The organism is Yersinia sp. 1252 StPb PI (assembly GCF_048593885.1).
Classification (GTDB): Bacteria; Pseudomonadota; Gammaproteobacteria; order Enterobacterales; family Enterobacteriaceae; genus Yersinia; species Yersinia enterocolitica_E.
Map to the genome: position 1 here is coordinate 1 of NZ_JAZGQE010000034.1, position 16,389 is coordinate 16,389.

Consider the following 16,389-nt stretch of genomic DNA (forward strand, 5'->3'; position numbering starts at 1 on the left):
TCACAAATTTTTATCAATTGCCACGTTCTCTCTCAAGTGCTCTCCGTTTAAGATTAGTTGTAAAGGATATTGGTCTAGTTCAGCCCAACAGCGTATTCAAAGCCTATGCGGGTTTTTTATATCTTGAAATCCTGGGGTGGAAATTAAGCTTTCGGTTTTTTTATAAAAATAATTAAAGTAATTCAAACATCTGCCGATAACCATACTGATACTTATATGCTCATTAAAATAATCTGGGTAGCCAGAGCAATAAATTAAAGATGGGGAATGGCAGGTGAGCGAAACGTCTAAAGAAAATTTTGTCAAAACGAATAAATTAGCGATCTGTGCAATTCTTCGAGATTTAAAGAAGAACGATACCGCAGTGATGGTTATGCATGCGCGCGGACAATTTATCAGCCGTATTCTGGATGTGGTACCTGAGACGAATCAGTTTATTTTTGATTTTGGTAGTGTAGAACACGAGAACCGTCTGGCCCTTGCTGCTAATCAATTGACTATTATTGCAGAACCTACGGGCGCAAAAATTGAATTTACTTGTAATTCACTGAAAGAAATAAAATATTTATCACTACCTGCCTTTAGCACGGCTATTCCTGAGCAGCTTTATTTTATCCAACGGCGGGAATATTTTCGTGTAAACATCCCTCAATGGCCGCCTTATTATTGTTCTGGGAAATTCACTGATGGCAGTAATTTCTCGTACACATTAGGGGATATTTCCCTGGGGGGCATGGGGCTGTATGCAGTGAAAGGCAGTGAGTTCCCCCTTCAGGAATGCGGTATTTTACGAGATGCCTCAGTGGATTTATGTGGTTTTGGTGTTTTTAAGCTGGACCTGCAGTTTATCCGGGCCATTGATAAACAAGTAGTGAATAACAAAGGTGAAACCCTCACAGTACAACGCTTGAGTTTTAAATTTCCTCGTCTGAGTCCAATCCAAGAAAAAGGGCTGCAACGCGCCATTTTTGAGTTAGAGAAACAGCAAACTGCCAAGGCTCGAAAATTTCAAGACAGCATCTAGTTTCTGAAAGTATGGGGTGATTACCAACAGTCTGTGTAATAGTGGGAAGGCGGCAGGTATTTAAATTACAGTACCTGCTGTTAATGCAACCTTTTGATTTATTTCTCTCATTTTATGCCCTGATCCTTAATTTCTCCTTTGGGCTATAGTTAATACTATTCAGCTTTTTTGCTGTCGTACGTTTATTGCGTATCGTCAGCCTTTACTCGCCCCTTTTTTATGACTGGATACTTTGGTGTATCCGTCTTTTGCTTTCCACCTTCACTCGGCATTTTTGACAGCATTCTGCCTGTAAGGCGTTTTCTGCTCAATATCACGCGGCTCGCACGGCTCAGGAAGCTCACCTGAGCAATCCGTTTGGATACGCCTTTTAACGGCTATTCCCGACTTTTCATTATGCAGATTGCCATCAGACTGTATGAGCACCCGACCAGAAAGGTACCTATGAAATTATTTCTAAAGGCTATTCTTGGATCACCCACCGCAGCGACTACCCCTTGGCATGATACTGCACCTGTAAGGGATGAACTATTCAGTGTGGAGCGATTGGAACAGCATGCTGAGAGCCTTGCCAAAGCGCAGTCGATAACTACCCACCCACCACGGGTATCTACTTTGCATGCCCGCCTGAATGATAACGCCAATACGCTGCTGGCAGCATATCGGGCCAGTGCCGCAGAACTGGAAAAGGGCCGCGCAGTAGTCCCTGCGGCTGAGTGGCTGTTGGATAATTATCATCTGGTTGAAGAGCAGATCCGCGAGATCCGTGATGATTTGCCGCCGGGTTATTACCGTCAATTGCCGAAACTGGCCGACGGCCCCTTCGCTGGCTATCCACGGGTATTTGGCATTACCTGGGCTTTTGTGGCGCACACTGACAGCCATCTGGACCCGGATGTATTATGCCGTTTTATTATGGCGTATCAGCGTGTTCAACCGCTGACGATTGGTGAACTCTGGGCGGTGGCGATTACGCTGCGTATTGTGCTGATAGAGAATTTACGCCGTCTGGCTGATCAGATAACTCAAGGTCGTAAAGATCGGGCAGATGCTGAGGCGCTGGCGAATCGCTTATTGGACGCCGGCGATAGCCGATTGGCTCTGGAGTCTGATATTGCGGTGCGATCCAGTGAACCTTTATCTGAGCAATTTGCATCTCAATTGGCAAAGCGGTTACGTGATCAAGACCCACGCACCACGCCAGCATTGGGCTGGCTGGAAGATCGCCTTCAATTACAAGGGCTATCGATTAGTGAAGTTGTACAACGAGCTCAACTACGGCAGGGGGCATCTAACGTTTCGGTCCGAAATGTTATTACCAGTATGCGGTTGATCTCGGATATTGACTGGGCTGATCTGTTTGAGAGTGTAAGCCTGGTCGATGAATGTTTACGCCAGGGTAGCACTTTCGCCAGTATGGATTTTCAAACCCGCAATCTGTACCGCAGTGCCATCGAACAATTATGCCGAGGTTCCACCTTCACAGAACTGGAAATTGCCGCTCTTGCCCTGCAAGTCGCACAAACTACAGCTGAGGCCGCAGAACCAGAGAATGTCGAACGCTGCCGTGACCCAGGCTATCACTTGATTGGGGCGGGAAGGCGTGAATTGGAGAATCAACTCAGATTCAGTCCTTCAATACGTTTGTGGTTTAGCCGCTTGAGCGTCAGCTTTGGTGTTGGCGGTTTTATGGGGGCCATTTTTCTGGTCACTGCCGGATTACTGGCATTGGCGCTGTGGGCGCTCTCTTTCCCCGGACTGGCGACGGGCTGGCTGGTATTATTTACCTTAATCGCATTTATCCCTGCGACAGATGTGGCAACTGCCCTGGTAAACCGCGTTATCACCTGGAGCTTTGGTGCCACGATTTTACCGGGATTGGAGCTAACCAGTGGCGTACCGGATGGATTGCGTACCTTGGTGGTGGTGCCCACGTTGCTCACCAGTAAAAGTGATTTATTGGCGCAAATCGAGCAGCTAGAAGTCCACCATTTATCGGGGGCTATCGGTTCTCTTACCTTTGCTCTGCTGTTGGATGGGGTTGATGCAGACCAGCAAGTCATACCGAGTGATGGTCCACTACTGCTATTAGCCGATGAGGCTATTGCACGGCTTAATCAACAATATGGCCCCGGTCCTGCCGGGCCGCGCTTCCTGCTGTTGTACCGTCAGCGAAGGTTTAATGAAAGTGAAAACCGCTGGATGGGCTGGGAGCGTAAACGGGGCAAGTTGCATGAACTTAACCGCCTGTTACGGGGGGCGACGGACACCTCATTTATTGCCACCGCCGCCGGTGAACCACAGGTGCCAACCGATGTGCGTTATGTCATTACGCTGGATGCCGATACCCGACTGCCACGCGATGCTGCCCTGCGCTTGATTGGCAAAATGGCGCATCCGCTGAACCAACCACGCTTTAGTGCGGACCAGCAGCGGGTCACCGATGGTTATGGCATCCTTCAGCCACGTGTGACGCTGGCATTGCCGATGGGCAAAGGTGGATCGTTATACCAACGGGTATTTTCTGGTCCTGGGGGGATGGACCCTTACGCAGCCGCAGTTTCAGATGTTTATCAGGATATGTTTGGCGAAGGCTCTTATACCGGCAAAGGTATTTATGATGTCGATGCGTTTGAAGCCTCGCTGGCCGGCAGGGTGCCAGAAAATGCCTTACTCAGCCATGATCTGTTTGAGGGGATTTTTGCCCGTGCCGGATTGGCTTCGGATATTGAAGTGGTGGAAGAGTCACCCGCCCGCTATGACGTAATTACCAAGCGTCAGCATCGCTGGACGCGGGGTGACTGGCAATTACTGCGTTGGGTGGTCAGGAACGACAAAGACAGCAAAAATGTTCCATTGCTGGGCCGTTGGAAAATGGTGGATAACTTGCGCCGCTCACTGGTTGCTCCCTTTGCGCTAATGTTGCTGGGTTGCAGTTGGATGCTACCCATGCCTGCTGCGTGGGTTGGGGTGTTGGTAGTCATCTTGCTGATCGCGTTCCCCTCTTTTCTACCCATTTTGTTCTCATTATGGCCGGCTCAGAATACTCGGCTGAGTAACCATTTACGTTCTTTACTCGATGATACTAAACGAGCAGGCAGTCAGACGTTGTTGTCATTGATTTTCCTGGCTGACCACGCCTGGCAGATGGTTGATGCTATTGGCCGCACGCTAATTCGCCTGTTTATTACCCATCGTAATTTACTGGAGTGGACCACCGCTGCACAATCTGCCGGTAAACCCCACCCCGGTGTCGCCGGTTTTTATCGTCATATGGCGGGCGGAACGCTATTAGGTTTGCTGATGGCCGCCATTGCATTGATGGTTTCGCCCTTGGCCTGGCCACTGATTTTACCCTTTGCCATTATATGGTTTTTCGCTCCGGCCATCGCGTTGTGGGTCAGCCGTTCCCATCAGGTAGCACAACATAAACCGATAACGGCGGAAGATATCCCCGAGTTGCGTCTGACCGCCCGGCGCACTTGGCGCTTCTTCGAAACCTTTGTTACCCCTGATGAAAACATGCTGCCGCCTGATAACTTTCAGGAAGATCCAAAACCGGTGGTGGCACACCGCACTTCACCGACCAATATGGGATTGTATTTACTCTCGACAGTGGCTGCTCGCGATTTTGGTTGGGCGGGTACCTATCGCACCTTGGTGCGGCTGGAAGCAACCTTTGAAACCTTTCATAAACTGGCGCGTTTCCGCGGGCATTTCTTTAACTGGTATGGCACGCAGGATCTACGGGCGCTGGAACCGGCTTATGTTTCTTCGGTAGACAGTGGCAACCTGGCCGGGCATTTGATTGTGCTGGCCAATACCTGTGAAGAGTGGGCGGCAGAACCGCTGGCGACTAACGGCGCTAAGGGGTTGATGGATAACCTGTTGTTGGCCGAGATATCCTTTAACGCGTTACCCGCGGGTGATGCTGATTTTAAACGTAAGCTGTGGGCGGTTTTAGAACAAATCCGTATGGATTTAAAGGGGGTCGGTGACGCTGAAATGTTACCGCTGTCGTTAAAACCGTTATTAGTCAAAGCCTCAGCGATGGTGCATGGTGTCGCACGTTCTATTGATGATAATGCATTTATTGATTTGAGTTATTGGATTGAAGTACTGATTTCGGCGGCCGCTGAACATGAATATGACCAGCAACTCACGCAGGAGATGCAGGAGCAAGTTAATGATCGGTTGTTGAAATTGGCTGCTGAATCCCGCCATATGGCGCTGGCGATGGATTTTGCTTTCCTGCTTGATCCCGAGCGTAAATTGTTATCCATCGGTTATTCGTTGGTGGATAACAGCCTTGATCCGAGTTGCTACGACTTACTGGCCTCAGAGGCTCGCCTTGCCAGTCTATTTGCTATCGCCAAAGGCGATGTGCCGACTCGTCATTGGTTCCGTCTGGGGCGAGCGGCGACCCCGATTGGTAAAGGGGCTGCGCTGATTTCATGGTCTGGCTCGATGTTCGAATACCTCATGCCCTCACTGGTGATGCGCGCGCCGGCGGGCAGCTTGCTGGAACAAACGAATCAACTGGTGGTTGAACGGCAACAGGCTTATGGCCGCAGCTTGAATATCCCGTGGGGCATTTCTGAGTCGGCGTACAGTGCACGTGATATCGAGTTTACTTATCAATATTCTAACTTTGGTGTCCCTGGGTTGGGGTTAAAACGTGGTTTATCAGAAAATACCGTAATCGCGCCTTATGCTACCGGGCTGGCAGCTATGATTGATCCACACGGTGCGCTACAAAACTATGAAAAACTGGCGGAGATGGGTGCGTTAGGCCGCTATGGTTACTATGAAGCACTGGATTTCACCCGCTCGCGCTTGCCGGAACATCAGCAGGTGGTAATTGTACGCAACTATATGGCGCACCATCAGGGGATGACCATTGTTGCTATTGCCAATACCTTACAGCAAGGACGGATGCGTAACCGTTTTCACCATGAGCCAATGATTCAGGCTTGCGAATTACTGTTGCAGGAGCGGATGCCGCGCAATGTGGCGATTGCTTATCCTCGGACCGAGGAGGTGTTGCTGTCCGCGGTGGCAGACAGTGCATTACCAACCATTCGCCGCTTGTCCTCACCGGTTATTGGAGCACCCGTGACTCACCTGTTATCCAATGGCCGTTATGCTGTGATGCTGACCAGCGCGGGGGCTGGCTACAGCCGATGGCTGGATGTCGCGGTCACTCGCTGGCGGGAAGATGCTACTTGTGATGATTACGGCTCCTTTATTTTCCTGCGTGATTTACGCAGTGGCCGCAGTTGGTCTGCCGGGGCGCAACTGGCCGCCAGTGATAATGCCCATCGTGAGGTGATTTTCAGTGAGGATCATGCCGAATTTATCTGCCGCGACGGTACGCTGACCAGCACCATGGATGTGCTTATCTCCAGTGAAGATGATGGTGAAGTACGGCGGATCTCGTTACTTAACACGGGCCGCCGTGCGCGGGAGATTGAACTGACCTCTTATGCTGAGGTGGTACTCACTGCGGCCGCAGCAGACAGTGCGCATCCGGCATTCGCCAAAATGTTTGTGGTTACTGAATATCTGGCGGAATTGGGTACATTAATTGCGACGCGGCGGCCCAGAACAGCACAAGAACCACAAGTCTGGGCGGCGCATTTCTTGGTTGCTGATGGCCTGCCGATGAGTGAGCTGCAATATGAATCGGATCGGGCCAAGTTTATTGGTCGCGGTAACCGGGTTATTAGCTCGGCTGCCATGCAAGTGGGAGTGGCACTGTCAAATACCGTGGGTACAGTGCTGGATCCGATATTCTCACTGCGCCAGAGCTTGCTGGTACCGGCGGGCAAGACCGTTACGGTTTCCTTCTGGACACTGATTGCTTCATCGAAAGAAGCTTTGCTGGATATGGTGGATAAACACCGTGACCGCAGTGCGTATGACCGTGCTAAAACATTGGCCTGGACCCAGGCACAGGTGCAGTTACGCCATTTGGAGATTAAAGCTGAGGAGGCGGCAGATTTTCAGCAACTGGCCGCGCCTATTTTGTATGCCGATGCCCGCTTCCGTTCGCCATCGACAACTATCATACGTGGTGCAGGGATCCAATCAGTATTATGGACTCAATCCATATCGGGTGATTTGCCGATAGTTCTGCTGCGTATTGATGATATCGAAGACATTGATCAGGTGCGGCAATTACTGCGCGCACATGAATACTGGCGCATGAAACGTTTGGCGGTTGATCTGGTTATCATCAATGAACGGGCGTCTTCTTATGTACAAGATTTGCAAATCGCTATAGAAACCGCAGTGCGCAGTAGCCAGTCACGACCACACTTGGGTGATCAGCTACGGCAAGGTTCGGCCTATGCCTTGCGTGCTGATCTGATGAGTGCAGAGACTCGATCGCTACTCCGTTCGGTTGCTCGGGTGGTGTTATCAGCCCGCTATGGCACATTGGGTAATCAACTCAACCATCTGTTATTCACTCTGGACAAGAAAATTGTTCCTTCGGATAAAAAGCTGTTCGCAACGGATAAAAAATTATTCACATCAGATAAGCGCCTGTTAGCACAGGATAAAAAGTTATTAACAGCCGATAAGAAAGTCAGTTTCTCACTGGTCAAACCGGTTAACTTGCCGACGGCAACCTTATTACCCTTACCTGAAAATCTGGAGTTCTTTAATGGTCTGGGAGGGTTTGGCCTGCAAGGGCAGGAATATATAACTTGCCTGAATGATGGGGAAAATACCCCCGCGCCCTGGGTTAATGTAATTTCCAATCAGACCTTCGGTTTTCAGGTTTCGGCTACCGGTAGTGGCTATACCTGGGCTGAAAATAGCCGAGAAAACCAGATAACGCCGTGGCTCAATGATCCCGTTATCGATTCCTCTGGCGAATGCCTGTATCTGCGCGATGAAGACTCTGGGCTACTCTGGAGCCCTACGGCACAGCCGATCCGCGATGGTGGCACCTATATCGCCCGCCACGGTCATGGCTATAGTCGGTTTGAGCATCAGGCTAATGGTATTGGCATGACGCTGCTGCAATTTGTGCCGCTGGCGGATCCTATCAAGATATCCCGTCTGACATTGCGCAATATGTCGGATAAACCACGGCGTATCTCGGTGACCGCCTATGCCGAATGGGTACTGGCGACCTCTCGCGGGGCGACCGGGCCATTTATTATTACCGAAATGGATGAACCAACCGGTGCCATGTTGGCGCGAAATCCCTGGAGCACCGCCTTCCCCGGCAGAGTTTCCTTCGCTGACTTAAATGGACAGCAAACTAGCTGGACCGCCGATCGTAGCGAGTTCCTTGGACATTATCGAGACAGCTCTGCACCGTTAGCCCTATCGGCAATAATACCGCTTTCCGGTACGACCGGTGCCGGGTTTGATCCCTGTAGTGCGCTGCAACAAACGATTGAACTGGCGGTGGGCGAGCAGGTAGAGGTGGTGTGGTTTATCGGCCAGTGTGCTTCAGTGAGTGAGGCACAAGCTTTAATTACCCGTTACCGTACGGCAAATCTGGATGCGGTGTTGAGTGACGTCACCGATTACTGGCGTACCTTGCTGAAGGCTATCCAGGTGAAAACGCCGGATCGACAGATGGATATCATGCTCAACGGCTGGCTGCTTTATCAAACGCTGGCATGCCGTGTTTGGGCAAGGTCGGCATTTTATCAGGCCAGTGGCGCTTATGGTTTCCGCGATCAATTACAAGACGGCATGGCGCTAACCTTTGTTCAACCGGATACGACGCGACATCACCTATTGCGCGCCGCCGGGCGACAATTTATCGAAGGTGATGTACAGCACTGGTGGTTGCCTCACTCCGGGCAGGGGGTGCGAACTCGCATCTCTGATGACCGGGTTTGGCTCTCTTTTGCCACCGCCACGTATATTCTTGCAAGCGGTGATAGCGGTGTGCTGGATGAAACAGTACCGTACCTCGAAGGGCCGATATTGCACCCAGGCGAACACGATGCTTTCTTCCAGCCACTGGTGGCACAGGAAAACGCCTCACTGTTTGAACATTGTGCCAAAGGGTTGGATCAATGCATTGAATTGACCGGAGAGCTTGGTTTACCGCTGATGGGGACCGGTGACTGGAATGATGGCATGAACCGAGTCGGTGAAGGGGGAAAAGGGGAGAGTGTTTGGTTGGGTTGGTTGCTGGTGGCAACGCTGAAAATGTTCATTCCGTTAGCGAGCAAGCGTGACCCTCGACGGGCCAGGCAGTGGCAGGAACATCTCAGCGGTTTAATCGAGGCATTAGAGCGGGAAGCATGGGATGGCGACTGGTATCGCCGTGCAACCTTTGATAATGGCAGTTGGCTGGGATCTAAAGCGTGCAACGAGTGCCGTATTGACTCTATTGCCCAGTCGTGGGCGGTGCTATCGGGGGCCGCAGACCCACTACGAGCCGTACAAGCAATGGCTTCACTGGAGCAACATCTTATTCGTCCCGATGATGGGATGGCACTGCTATTCACTCCGCCTTTTGACAAAACGCCAGATGATCCTGGTTATATCAAAGGCTATCCTCCTGGTTTACGGGAAAACGGGGGGCAATATAGCCATGCTGCCATGTGGGTGATTTTAGCCTTTGCTGAATTAGGTGAGGGGGATAAGGCCCGCAACCTGTTTGCATGGCTCAATCCGATAAATCATGGCAATACCCCTGCGGGGATTGCGCGTTACAAAGTCGAACCCTATGTGGTCGCAGCCGATGTCTATTCAGTCGCACCTCATGTTGGGCGCGGTGGCTGGACGTGGTATACCGGTTCTGCGGGCTGGATGCAGCGCGCGGGTATGGAAGGTATTCTGGGGATCCGGCGTGAAGGCGGGGAACTGGTGATTAATCCTTGCATACCCGCCAGTTGGCCGGGATTTGAGGCGACGGTTAATCTGGCTAACACGCGCTATGTTATTCGTGTTGAAAGTCCGGCCCAGCGCTGTCAGGGGATTAGTTCGGCGACATTGAATGGTTTAGCACTCGCCTATCAATCCGACGGGGTACGAGTTGCTCTGGATGGTGGCGAATACGAACTGATTATTATTTTATAACCAATATCGATTCAGTCGGGGTAGTCAATTAGCACTATCTTGACTGAACAAAATAAAAACTGAAAAATATGTTGAATTATCATGCAACTGCCCCAATATTATAAACTTGTCACTAAGGAGGTTGCGCATGGGAATTAGCGAAGAAGAGAGTATCCGCCGTCTGACTGATGAGAAAAGCTCTATTGGTCATTCGGCTAAATGGGTGGCAATCATTTCTGCTATCTATTTCATTATAATGCTGTTTTATCAGCATGAGTTAGGTGTGTTAACACTGGCGGGCGGGATTTTTGTTGTATCGTTTTCCATTTGGATGAAGAAACGCCAAAAAGTGAAATCTTACAAAAACCAACTGCAACAGATGGGCGACGATAAAGCAGTTTAACGCAGGCCACCATCTGATGAACTGTTAGTCCGATGTTCCGGCTTTTATTTTTCGTTTGCAGTGATGCAAGCGCCATCTGCTTATTGTCTTTCGCCTCGTAGTCGCCTGTTTATCCCTATGGTTTTCTTGCCAGTGATTTGGACATATTAAATCCTGTTACTACAAATGCCATTTGTTCATACAATCTTTTCGCTTGTGGATTATCCGCAGCGACCCGCAGCTTTATCTCAAATATGCCCTGAGCGACCAGTATATTTTCTAATTCCTGTAAACACGCAGAACCATAGCCTTTACGCTGATGTTGCGGCAGAACATAGAAATCTTTAATAAAAGCTGCACTGTCATTGTTAGCCTGGCCGTACCATAAATAACCCACCAGTGCATTATTATCGCTCTCGCCATCCTTATTTTCGATGCAATACAGACGGTCACCGGGAGTATTAACACCCTCTGGTAAGTAACCATCAAAAATTTGCGTTGCATGAGCCAATGCTTGCTCGATGCTATAACCACTATTGGATGATAAATCTTGCGCATACTCACTAATAAAGAGATTCCGATAGTCATTTAGCTCTTCGGTATGCATTGCTCTGAGTGTGACCATAATATTCCCTTGGTATTTGAAGTGCTAAGGGGGTTAGCGGCGATCTCACCCCTGAATAAGCTTATGGAGATGCGTTTACTTGCGGTCTGCCTACAACTCCAATAGCTTTGTGTATATAGTAGATTTAGTTCGAGATAAACATAGTAACGTTTTGTAGGAAATAAGATACATAAAGTAAATCAGAAGGTTAAACCATAAAAGGGGATGTAATGACCATGCAGAATAGCCATAAAGATGCCGTTGAGCGGCAATTTGGCGATCAAGCCAATGCTTATCTGACCAGTGCGGTTCACGCTCAAGGTAAAGATTTACAGCGTCTGGCTACACTATTGCAATCTGATGGCGATGCCCGTTTACTTGACCTTGGATGTGGTGCCGGACATGCCAGTTTTACCGCTGCGGCAGTGGTGAAATCTGTAGTTTCTTATGATCTTTCAGCGCAAATGTTGCAAGTGGTCAGTCAGGCGGCAACAGATAAAGAACTGACTAATATTGAAGTACAGCAAGGATTAGCAGAGTCATTGCCGTTTAATGATCAGAGTTTTGATATTGTTATCAGCCGTTATTCTGCCCATCATTGGCATGATGTCGGCCAAGCATTACGAGAAGTTAAACGTGTATTACGCCCCGGCGGAAAGATAATCTTTATGGATGTAGTTTCCCCCGGTCATCCGGTGCTGGATATTTATTTGCAGACCGTGGAGGTGTTACGTGATACCTCACATGTGCGAAATTACTCTCCCGGAGAATGGCTGGCACTAGTGACCGATGCCGGGTTAGTGATAAATGAAGTCACCTCCGATAGACTCTATTTGGAGTTCAGTAGTTGGATTGCCAGAATGCGTACTCCACAGCATTTTGCTATCGCGATCCGTGAGTTACAAAAATCAGCATCTGATGGTGTCATTAAGCATTATGAGATCCAAACTGATGGTTCATTTACCAGTGATATTATGATGATTGTAGCAAAGCGTGACTGATACCCATCACCTTTCAAGCCGCCTGCATCTTGCAATATATAGGGTCTACCAGCAGGCGGCGGTGTTAATGCATCGACGATTGCCCATAAATATTTGTGATTTATTTTTCTAATGACACAAATTAATTTATTTTCTCCTTATTACTCTCACAATGATTGAGCTTCTTTACATTGCATTACGTCACCTTGCGTTGGTCCGCCCATAATTAACCTCACCAAGACGTTACATATAACCCGTCAGTTGGAGCATATTATGAAACTATTACCTGTTATCATCGCTACACTTATTACTACCACCTCATTCGCCACTCTGGCCGCGCAAGAAATTAGCTCAGAACAAGCCACTAAATTGCAAAGTATGGGGGTGATTTCTCTTTCTAATGTTAGCGGTTCACCCATGGATGTGGAATCAGCATTGAATACCAAAGCGAGCGCTGATGGTGCCAGCCACTATCGGGTCATTGGTATCAGTAACCCTGGTGATTCCAGCCATTACAACGCCAGTGCCGAGATTTATCGTTAATGTTCTAAGCCTAAGTTAGTGTGAGTGAAATATTTAGATACTATATTGATATGGCAATATTTTTTTAATCAGACTCTAAAAATAGGTTAACAATAGTGGGTCATTGTTAACCTAAGACTGTACATTTCATTATTACCCATCGGTACTATCAATTTATCTGCTAAAAATAATTAACTCTTAGAGCAATCTTAATGCGCTCTTAATAAATATAAGGTGTTATTGTGGTCCATTCGGGTTTCCGAGGAGAGGCTATGCTAAACACTGTCCGGCGTAATTTTAAAAGTCAGTTTTCCTATTTACAGCGCTTTATTGCCTCACCACGTACCGTTGGTACGTTAGCTCCTTCTTCGCCTTGGTTATGTCAGGCGATGTTGAATCAGGTAGATTGGACCCAAAACCTTAATATTGCTGAATTAGGGGCTGCTGATGGTGTACTGACAAAGCGTATTTTGTCACATATGTCAGCAAAGTCTCACTTACAGGCCTACGAGATTCAGCCACACTTTGTTCATGCATTACACCAGATCAAAGATTTACGTTTGCAGGTAGCTGATCGTTCAGCCGAACAGTTGGATCAGAATTACGATGTGGTATTTTGTTGTTTGCCATTACTCTCGATCCCAACCAAGATCAGTATTAGAATATTGCAGCAAACTCAGCAGCGCTTACGCGCTAACAGCGGAGTGTTAGTCTTATTTCAATACAGCCACCTTTCCGAGCCACTGTTATCTCGTTATTTCACGTGGAAAAAGATACGCGTGGTACGTAATTTCCCTCCTGCATTGGTGTATATTTGTCAGCCCCGTTAATGGTCTAACCTTGATAGTCACCTCATATTACCTGTGCAATAGCCTCTGGTTTGCCAGAGGATTATCAGGCAAAAAGCCCAATCGTATTGATCAAATACACGCTTGAGTGTGACTTTCAGCGACTTCTCGCTCTCATCCAAATGCCTTCCCAATTCAATTGAACTGATAGATAAGTAGGTTGTACTGGCAGGTTTACGTTTCGATCAGTTTGATGCTTTCGCCGGTAAAGGGCGGCCTTTCGTCATCAATCCCGATAGCTCTGATAGTCAATTGATCCCTCGTACCGATGTGGTCTATAAGCTGACACCGAAAGTTTCTCTTTATGACAGTTACAGTGGATCCTTCAAACCTAATTTGTCTATTGCCAACCAGATTGATTGCCACCGCAGCAGGGGCAATTTTGGGAGGTTGGCAGTAAAGTAGAATGGCTAATGGTGTATCGTTAATTTTACGATGCTGTAAAGTTTGCACTACCCTTAATTATCGGTATGATTCGCATCTACAGTGTAGAGCTGAGTGTTAATCCTATTTAGCTGGTCGACAATAGTGGCCAATTTTTTGATGCCGAGAATTTATCCTCAGAAGTTGATGCGAAAGGACTTTCAAGTAATGACACAGACTATCTTCATGGTAGGCGCGCGCGGTGCGGGTAAGACAACGGTAGGGAAGGCGTTGGCACAGGCGTTGGGATATCGTTTTATAGATACTGATCTGTTTATGCAGCAAACCTCACAGTTGAGTGTTGCTGAAGTGGTTGCTCGCGAAGGCTGGGAGGGTTTCCGCCAGCGAGAAAGTATGGCTCTACAGGCTGTCACTGCGCCTAAAACTGTTGTTGCAACCGGTGGTGGAGCGGTGCTCGCTGTTGAGAATCGTACTTTTATGCGTAAGCATGGGCAGGTTATCTATTTACGCGCATCAGCGAATGTGTTGGCTGAACGATTAGCCGAAGACCCGGAAGATGCCCAGCGACCAAGTCTTACAGGCAAACCGATCGTAGAGGAAATGCAGGATGTGCTGGCTAGCCGGGAAGCTCTGTATCAAGAGGTTGCCCACTATGTGCTGGATGCGACTCAAGCGCCGCAAGATGTTGTTGAACAAATTTTGCAGCTTTTGACTGATGAAACCGTAAAGTAGCTGGGAAAGTAAGCGTAATTTATCCGATGAATAATTAGCCCACCTGATTGCCTGATAATTATACGAAGCGTACAATTATCATCTACGTAATCATTTCAGCGTAAATCATTTGCGTTGATAAATGCCCCTTAAGGCAAGGCCGATCAAGGCGGGCCGATGAAAACCTTCAAATCCTTTATTCACCAACACACCAATTTTATGCCAGCGTTCTGGTCAATATTGATTGTGATTTTTGAAACCTCGCTGGCGCTGTACATCTTACGCAACCTCTAATGCCACTCTTATTTCGATAAATGAGCCTTCACGACAACTGTGAAGGTGTTTGCTATGGCTAATTTTCAACCATATGGCAGCTATTTACCCGCCCCAATAGGGCAATTTGCCGCTAAATTGTACGCTTTATCCACAACTTCGGGAGTGAATCCGGCGATGATCCCATTTCGCCATAATAATCAGTGACAGAGCGTTTATAGAAACCCTAATATGAAAGCTCAATCTTGATTAAGACGCGGGTACAAAACTATGCTGAAATTTAATGAGTATTTTACCGGGAAAGTGAAATCTATTGGTTTTGACAGTGACAGCATTGGGCAAGCTAGCGTTGGGGTGATGGAAAAGGGAGAGTACACCTTCAGTACGGCTAAAGCGGAAGAAATGACGGTGATCACCGGCTGCTTAAAAGTACTGATTCCTGGTTCGGCTGGCTGGGAAGTGTTTAAGCCAGGTGAAACCTTCTACATTCCAGGGGAAAGTGAGTTTAACCTGCAAGTTGCTGAAGCATCTTCGTATCTGTGTAAATATTTGAGCTAAAGAATTCGGATACTCGCCCTCTCATCGCGAAAGGGCGATATCAGCTTAAGCTGTGTTATGCACCTAAGTTAGTGCTGAGCCTCGCCACCCAAGGCTTCAATCAGATTTTTAATTAAGGCGGCCAGTTCACTGGTCATCAGAATAAAATCGGCATCGAAGCGCTGCGCAAAATCATCCCGATCAATATCATCATTCTGTTCACGCAGCGTGTCAGCGAATTTCAGGCGCTTGAGTGAGCCATCATCGGACAGAACCAATTGAATGCGTTCCTGCCAATCCAGTGCCAGTTTAGTGACCAGCTTGCCCGCTTCAATATGTACTGCGATTTCATCACTGAATAGATCCTGCTTCTTGCAACGGATCACGCCGCCGTCTTCCAGAATGGCTTTCAACTCAGCTTCATCCATCAGCGCAAATCCGGCGGGCAATTCTTTACTACGCACCCACTCGGTTAACGTCAGCTCGATAGGGTTTTCTAAGGTCAGTGGTACCACCGGCAAGGAACCCAGACTTTTACGCAACAATGCCAAGGTGTCTTCAGCCCGTTTAGCGCTGGCAGCATCAACCATAATCAGATCGTTGACGGTATCAATCCACAAAAAGGTTTGGTTAAAGCGACTGAATGCGCGTGGCAATAAACTGTGCAAAACTTCATCTTTTAATGCGTCTTTTTCAGTTTTTTTCAGTTTACGATGCTGTTCACCTTCCAGGCGCTCAATTTTGGCTTGCAACTCTTGCTTAATCACTGGTGATGGCAAGATTTTCTCTTCTTTGCGGGCACAAATGACGATCTGGCCATTAACCGTATGGGTTAATGCATCGCTATGCGACCCCATCGGTGATACCCAGCCCGTTTTTGCCATATCCTGACTGCCACACGGCGTGAAACTGAGGGCGCTTAACTGTTTCTCCATTTCATCCGCAGATAGTGAAACTTCCCGGCTCAAACGGTAAACCATTAAATTCTTAAACCACAACATAGTGTTATCCCTGGCTCGGGCGCGCCTGGAGCGCGCGAGTTAATCAAACGCAGGGCGGCATGATAACGAATTGACGCTTCGGCC

At 48.3% G+C, this 16,389-nt stretch carries 11 protein-coding genes and 1 pseudogene; 10 read left to right on the forward strand and 2 right to left on the reverse strand.

The annotated features are described in order from the left end of the window. Nucleotides 1–274 precede the first annotated feature (274 nt). The 3 genes from V2A85_RS07580 to V2A85_RS07590 all read left to right on the forward strand — a co-directional run bounded on the left by V2A85_RS07580 (nucleotide 275) and on the right by V2A85_RS07590 (nucleotide 10,466). Nucleotides 275–1,024 carry a flagellar brake protein gene (locus V2A85_RS07580; RefSeq protein WP_372558163.1) on the forward strand — a complete coding sequence of 250 codons (750 nt, stop codon included), beginning with the start codon at nucleotides 275–277 and terminating at the stop codon, nucleotides 1,022–1,024. Between the two features lie 444 nt (nucleotides 1,025–1,468). Beyond that, nucleotides 1,469–10,084 (forward strand): GH36-type glycosyl hydrolase domain-containing protein, encoded by an 8,616-nt coding sequence (locus tag V2A85_RS07585; protein ID WP_420071183.1) that lies wholly within the window; start codon nucleotides 1,469–1,471, stop codon nucleotides 10,082–10,084. A gap of 127 nt (nucleotides 10,085–10,211) precedes the next feature. Then, the gene (locus V2A85_RS07590; protein WP_083160103.1) at nucleotides 10,212–10,466 is read left to right on the forward strand and encodes a hypothetical protein; all 255 of its coding nucleotides are present in this window, start codon (nucleotides 10,212–10,214) and stop codon (nucleotides 10,464–10,466) included. 115 nt (nucleotides 10,467–10,581) lie between these two features. On the opposite strand, the gene V2A85_RS07595 is transcribed toward V2A85_RS07590, so the two are convergent. Beyond that, on the reverse strand, nucleotides 10,582–11,070 hold the full coding sequence (locus V2A85_RS07595) for a GNAT family N-acetyltransferase (protein WP_420071184.1): 489 nt from the start codon (nucleotides 11,068–11,070) through the stop codon (nucleotides 10,582–10,584). Between the two features lie 209 nt (nucleotides 11,071–11,279). On the opposite strand from V2A85_RS07595, the gene V2A85_RS07600 reads away from it, so the two are divergent. The 7 genes and pseudogenes from V2A85_RS07600 to ppnP all read left to right on the forward strand — a co-directional run bounded on the left by V2A85_RS07600 (nucleotide 11,280) and on the right by ppnP (nucleotide 15,325). Continuing rightward, nucleotides 11,280–12,050, forward strand: a complete 771-nt coding sequence (locus tag V2A85_RS07600; protein WP_372558166.1) for a class I SAM-dependent methyltransferase — start codon at nucleotides 11,280–11,282, stop codon at nucleotides 12,048–12,050. 252 nt (nucleotides 12,051–12,302) lie between these two features. After that, a complete protein-coding gene (locus V2A85_RS07605; RefSeq protein ID WP_372558167.1) occupies nucleotides 12,303–12,572 on the forward strand; it encodes a YdgH/BhsA/McbA-like domain containing protein in 270 nt (89 codons plus the stop codon). Nucleotides 12,573–12,823: 251 nt separating this feature from the next. Beyond that, nucleotides 12,824–13,381, forward strand: a complete 558-nt coding sequence (locus tag V2A85_RS07610; protein ID WP_083160097.1) for a class I SAM-dependent methyltransferase — start codon at nucleotides 12,824–12,826, stop codon at nucleotides 13,379–13,381. Nucleotides 13,382–13,525: 144 nt separating this feature from the next. Beyond that, nucleotides 13,526–13,806: pseudogene (locus V2A85_RS07615) on the forward strand (TonB-dependent receptor domain-containing protein); the annotation flags it as partial. 184 nt (nucleotides 13,807–13,990) lie between these two features. Continuing rightward, nucleotides 13,991–14,515: a shikimate kinase AroL gene (aroL, locus tag V2A85_RS07620; protein WP_372558168.1), complete on the forward strand. Its 525-nt coding sequence runs from the start codon at nucleotides 13,991–13,993 to the stop codon at nucleotides 14,513–14,515. A 327-nt stretch (nucleotides 14,516–14,842) separates the two neighbouring features. Then, the gene (locus tag V2A85_RS07625; protein WP_372558169.1) at nucleotides 14,843–14,974 is read left to right on the forward strand and encodes a hypothetical protein; all 132 of its coding nucleotides are present in this window, start codon (nucleotides 14,843–14,845) and stop codon (nucleotides 14,972–14,974) included. Between the two features lie 63 nt (nucleotides 14,975–15,037). Further along, a complete protein-coding gene (ppnP, locus tag V2A85_RS07630; RefSeq protein ID WP_005189270.1) occupies nucleotides 15,038–15,325 on the forward strand; it encodes a pyrimidine/purine nucleoside phosphorylase in 288 nt (95 codons plus the stop codon). Between the two features lie 68 nt (nucleotides 15,326–15,393). On the opposite strand, the gene rdgC is transcribed toward ppnP, so the two are convergent. Then, the gene (gene rdgC, locus V2A85_RS07635; RefSeq protein ID WP_420071185.1) at nucleotides 15,394–16,305 is read right to left on the reverse strand and encodes a recombination-associated protein RdgC; all 912 of its coding nucleotides are present in this window, start codon (nucleotides 16,303–16,305) and stop codon (nucleotides 15,394–15,396) included. Nucleotides 16,306–16,389 lie beyond the last annotated feature (84 nt).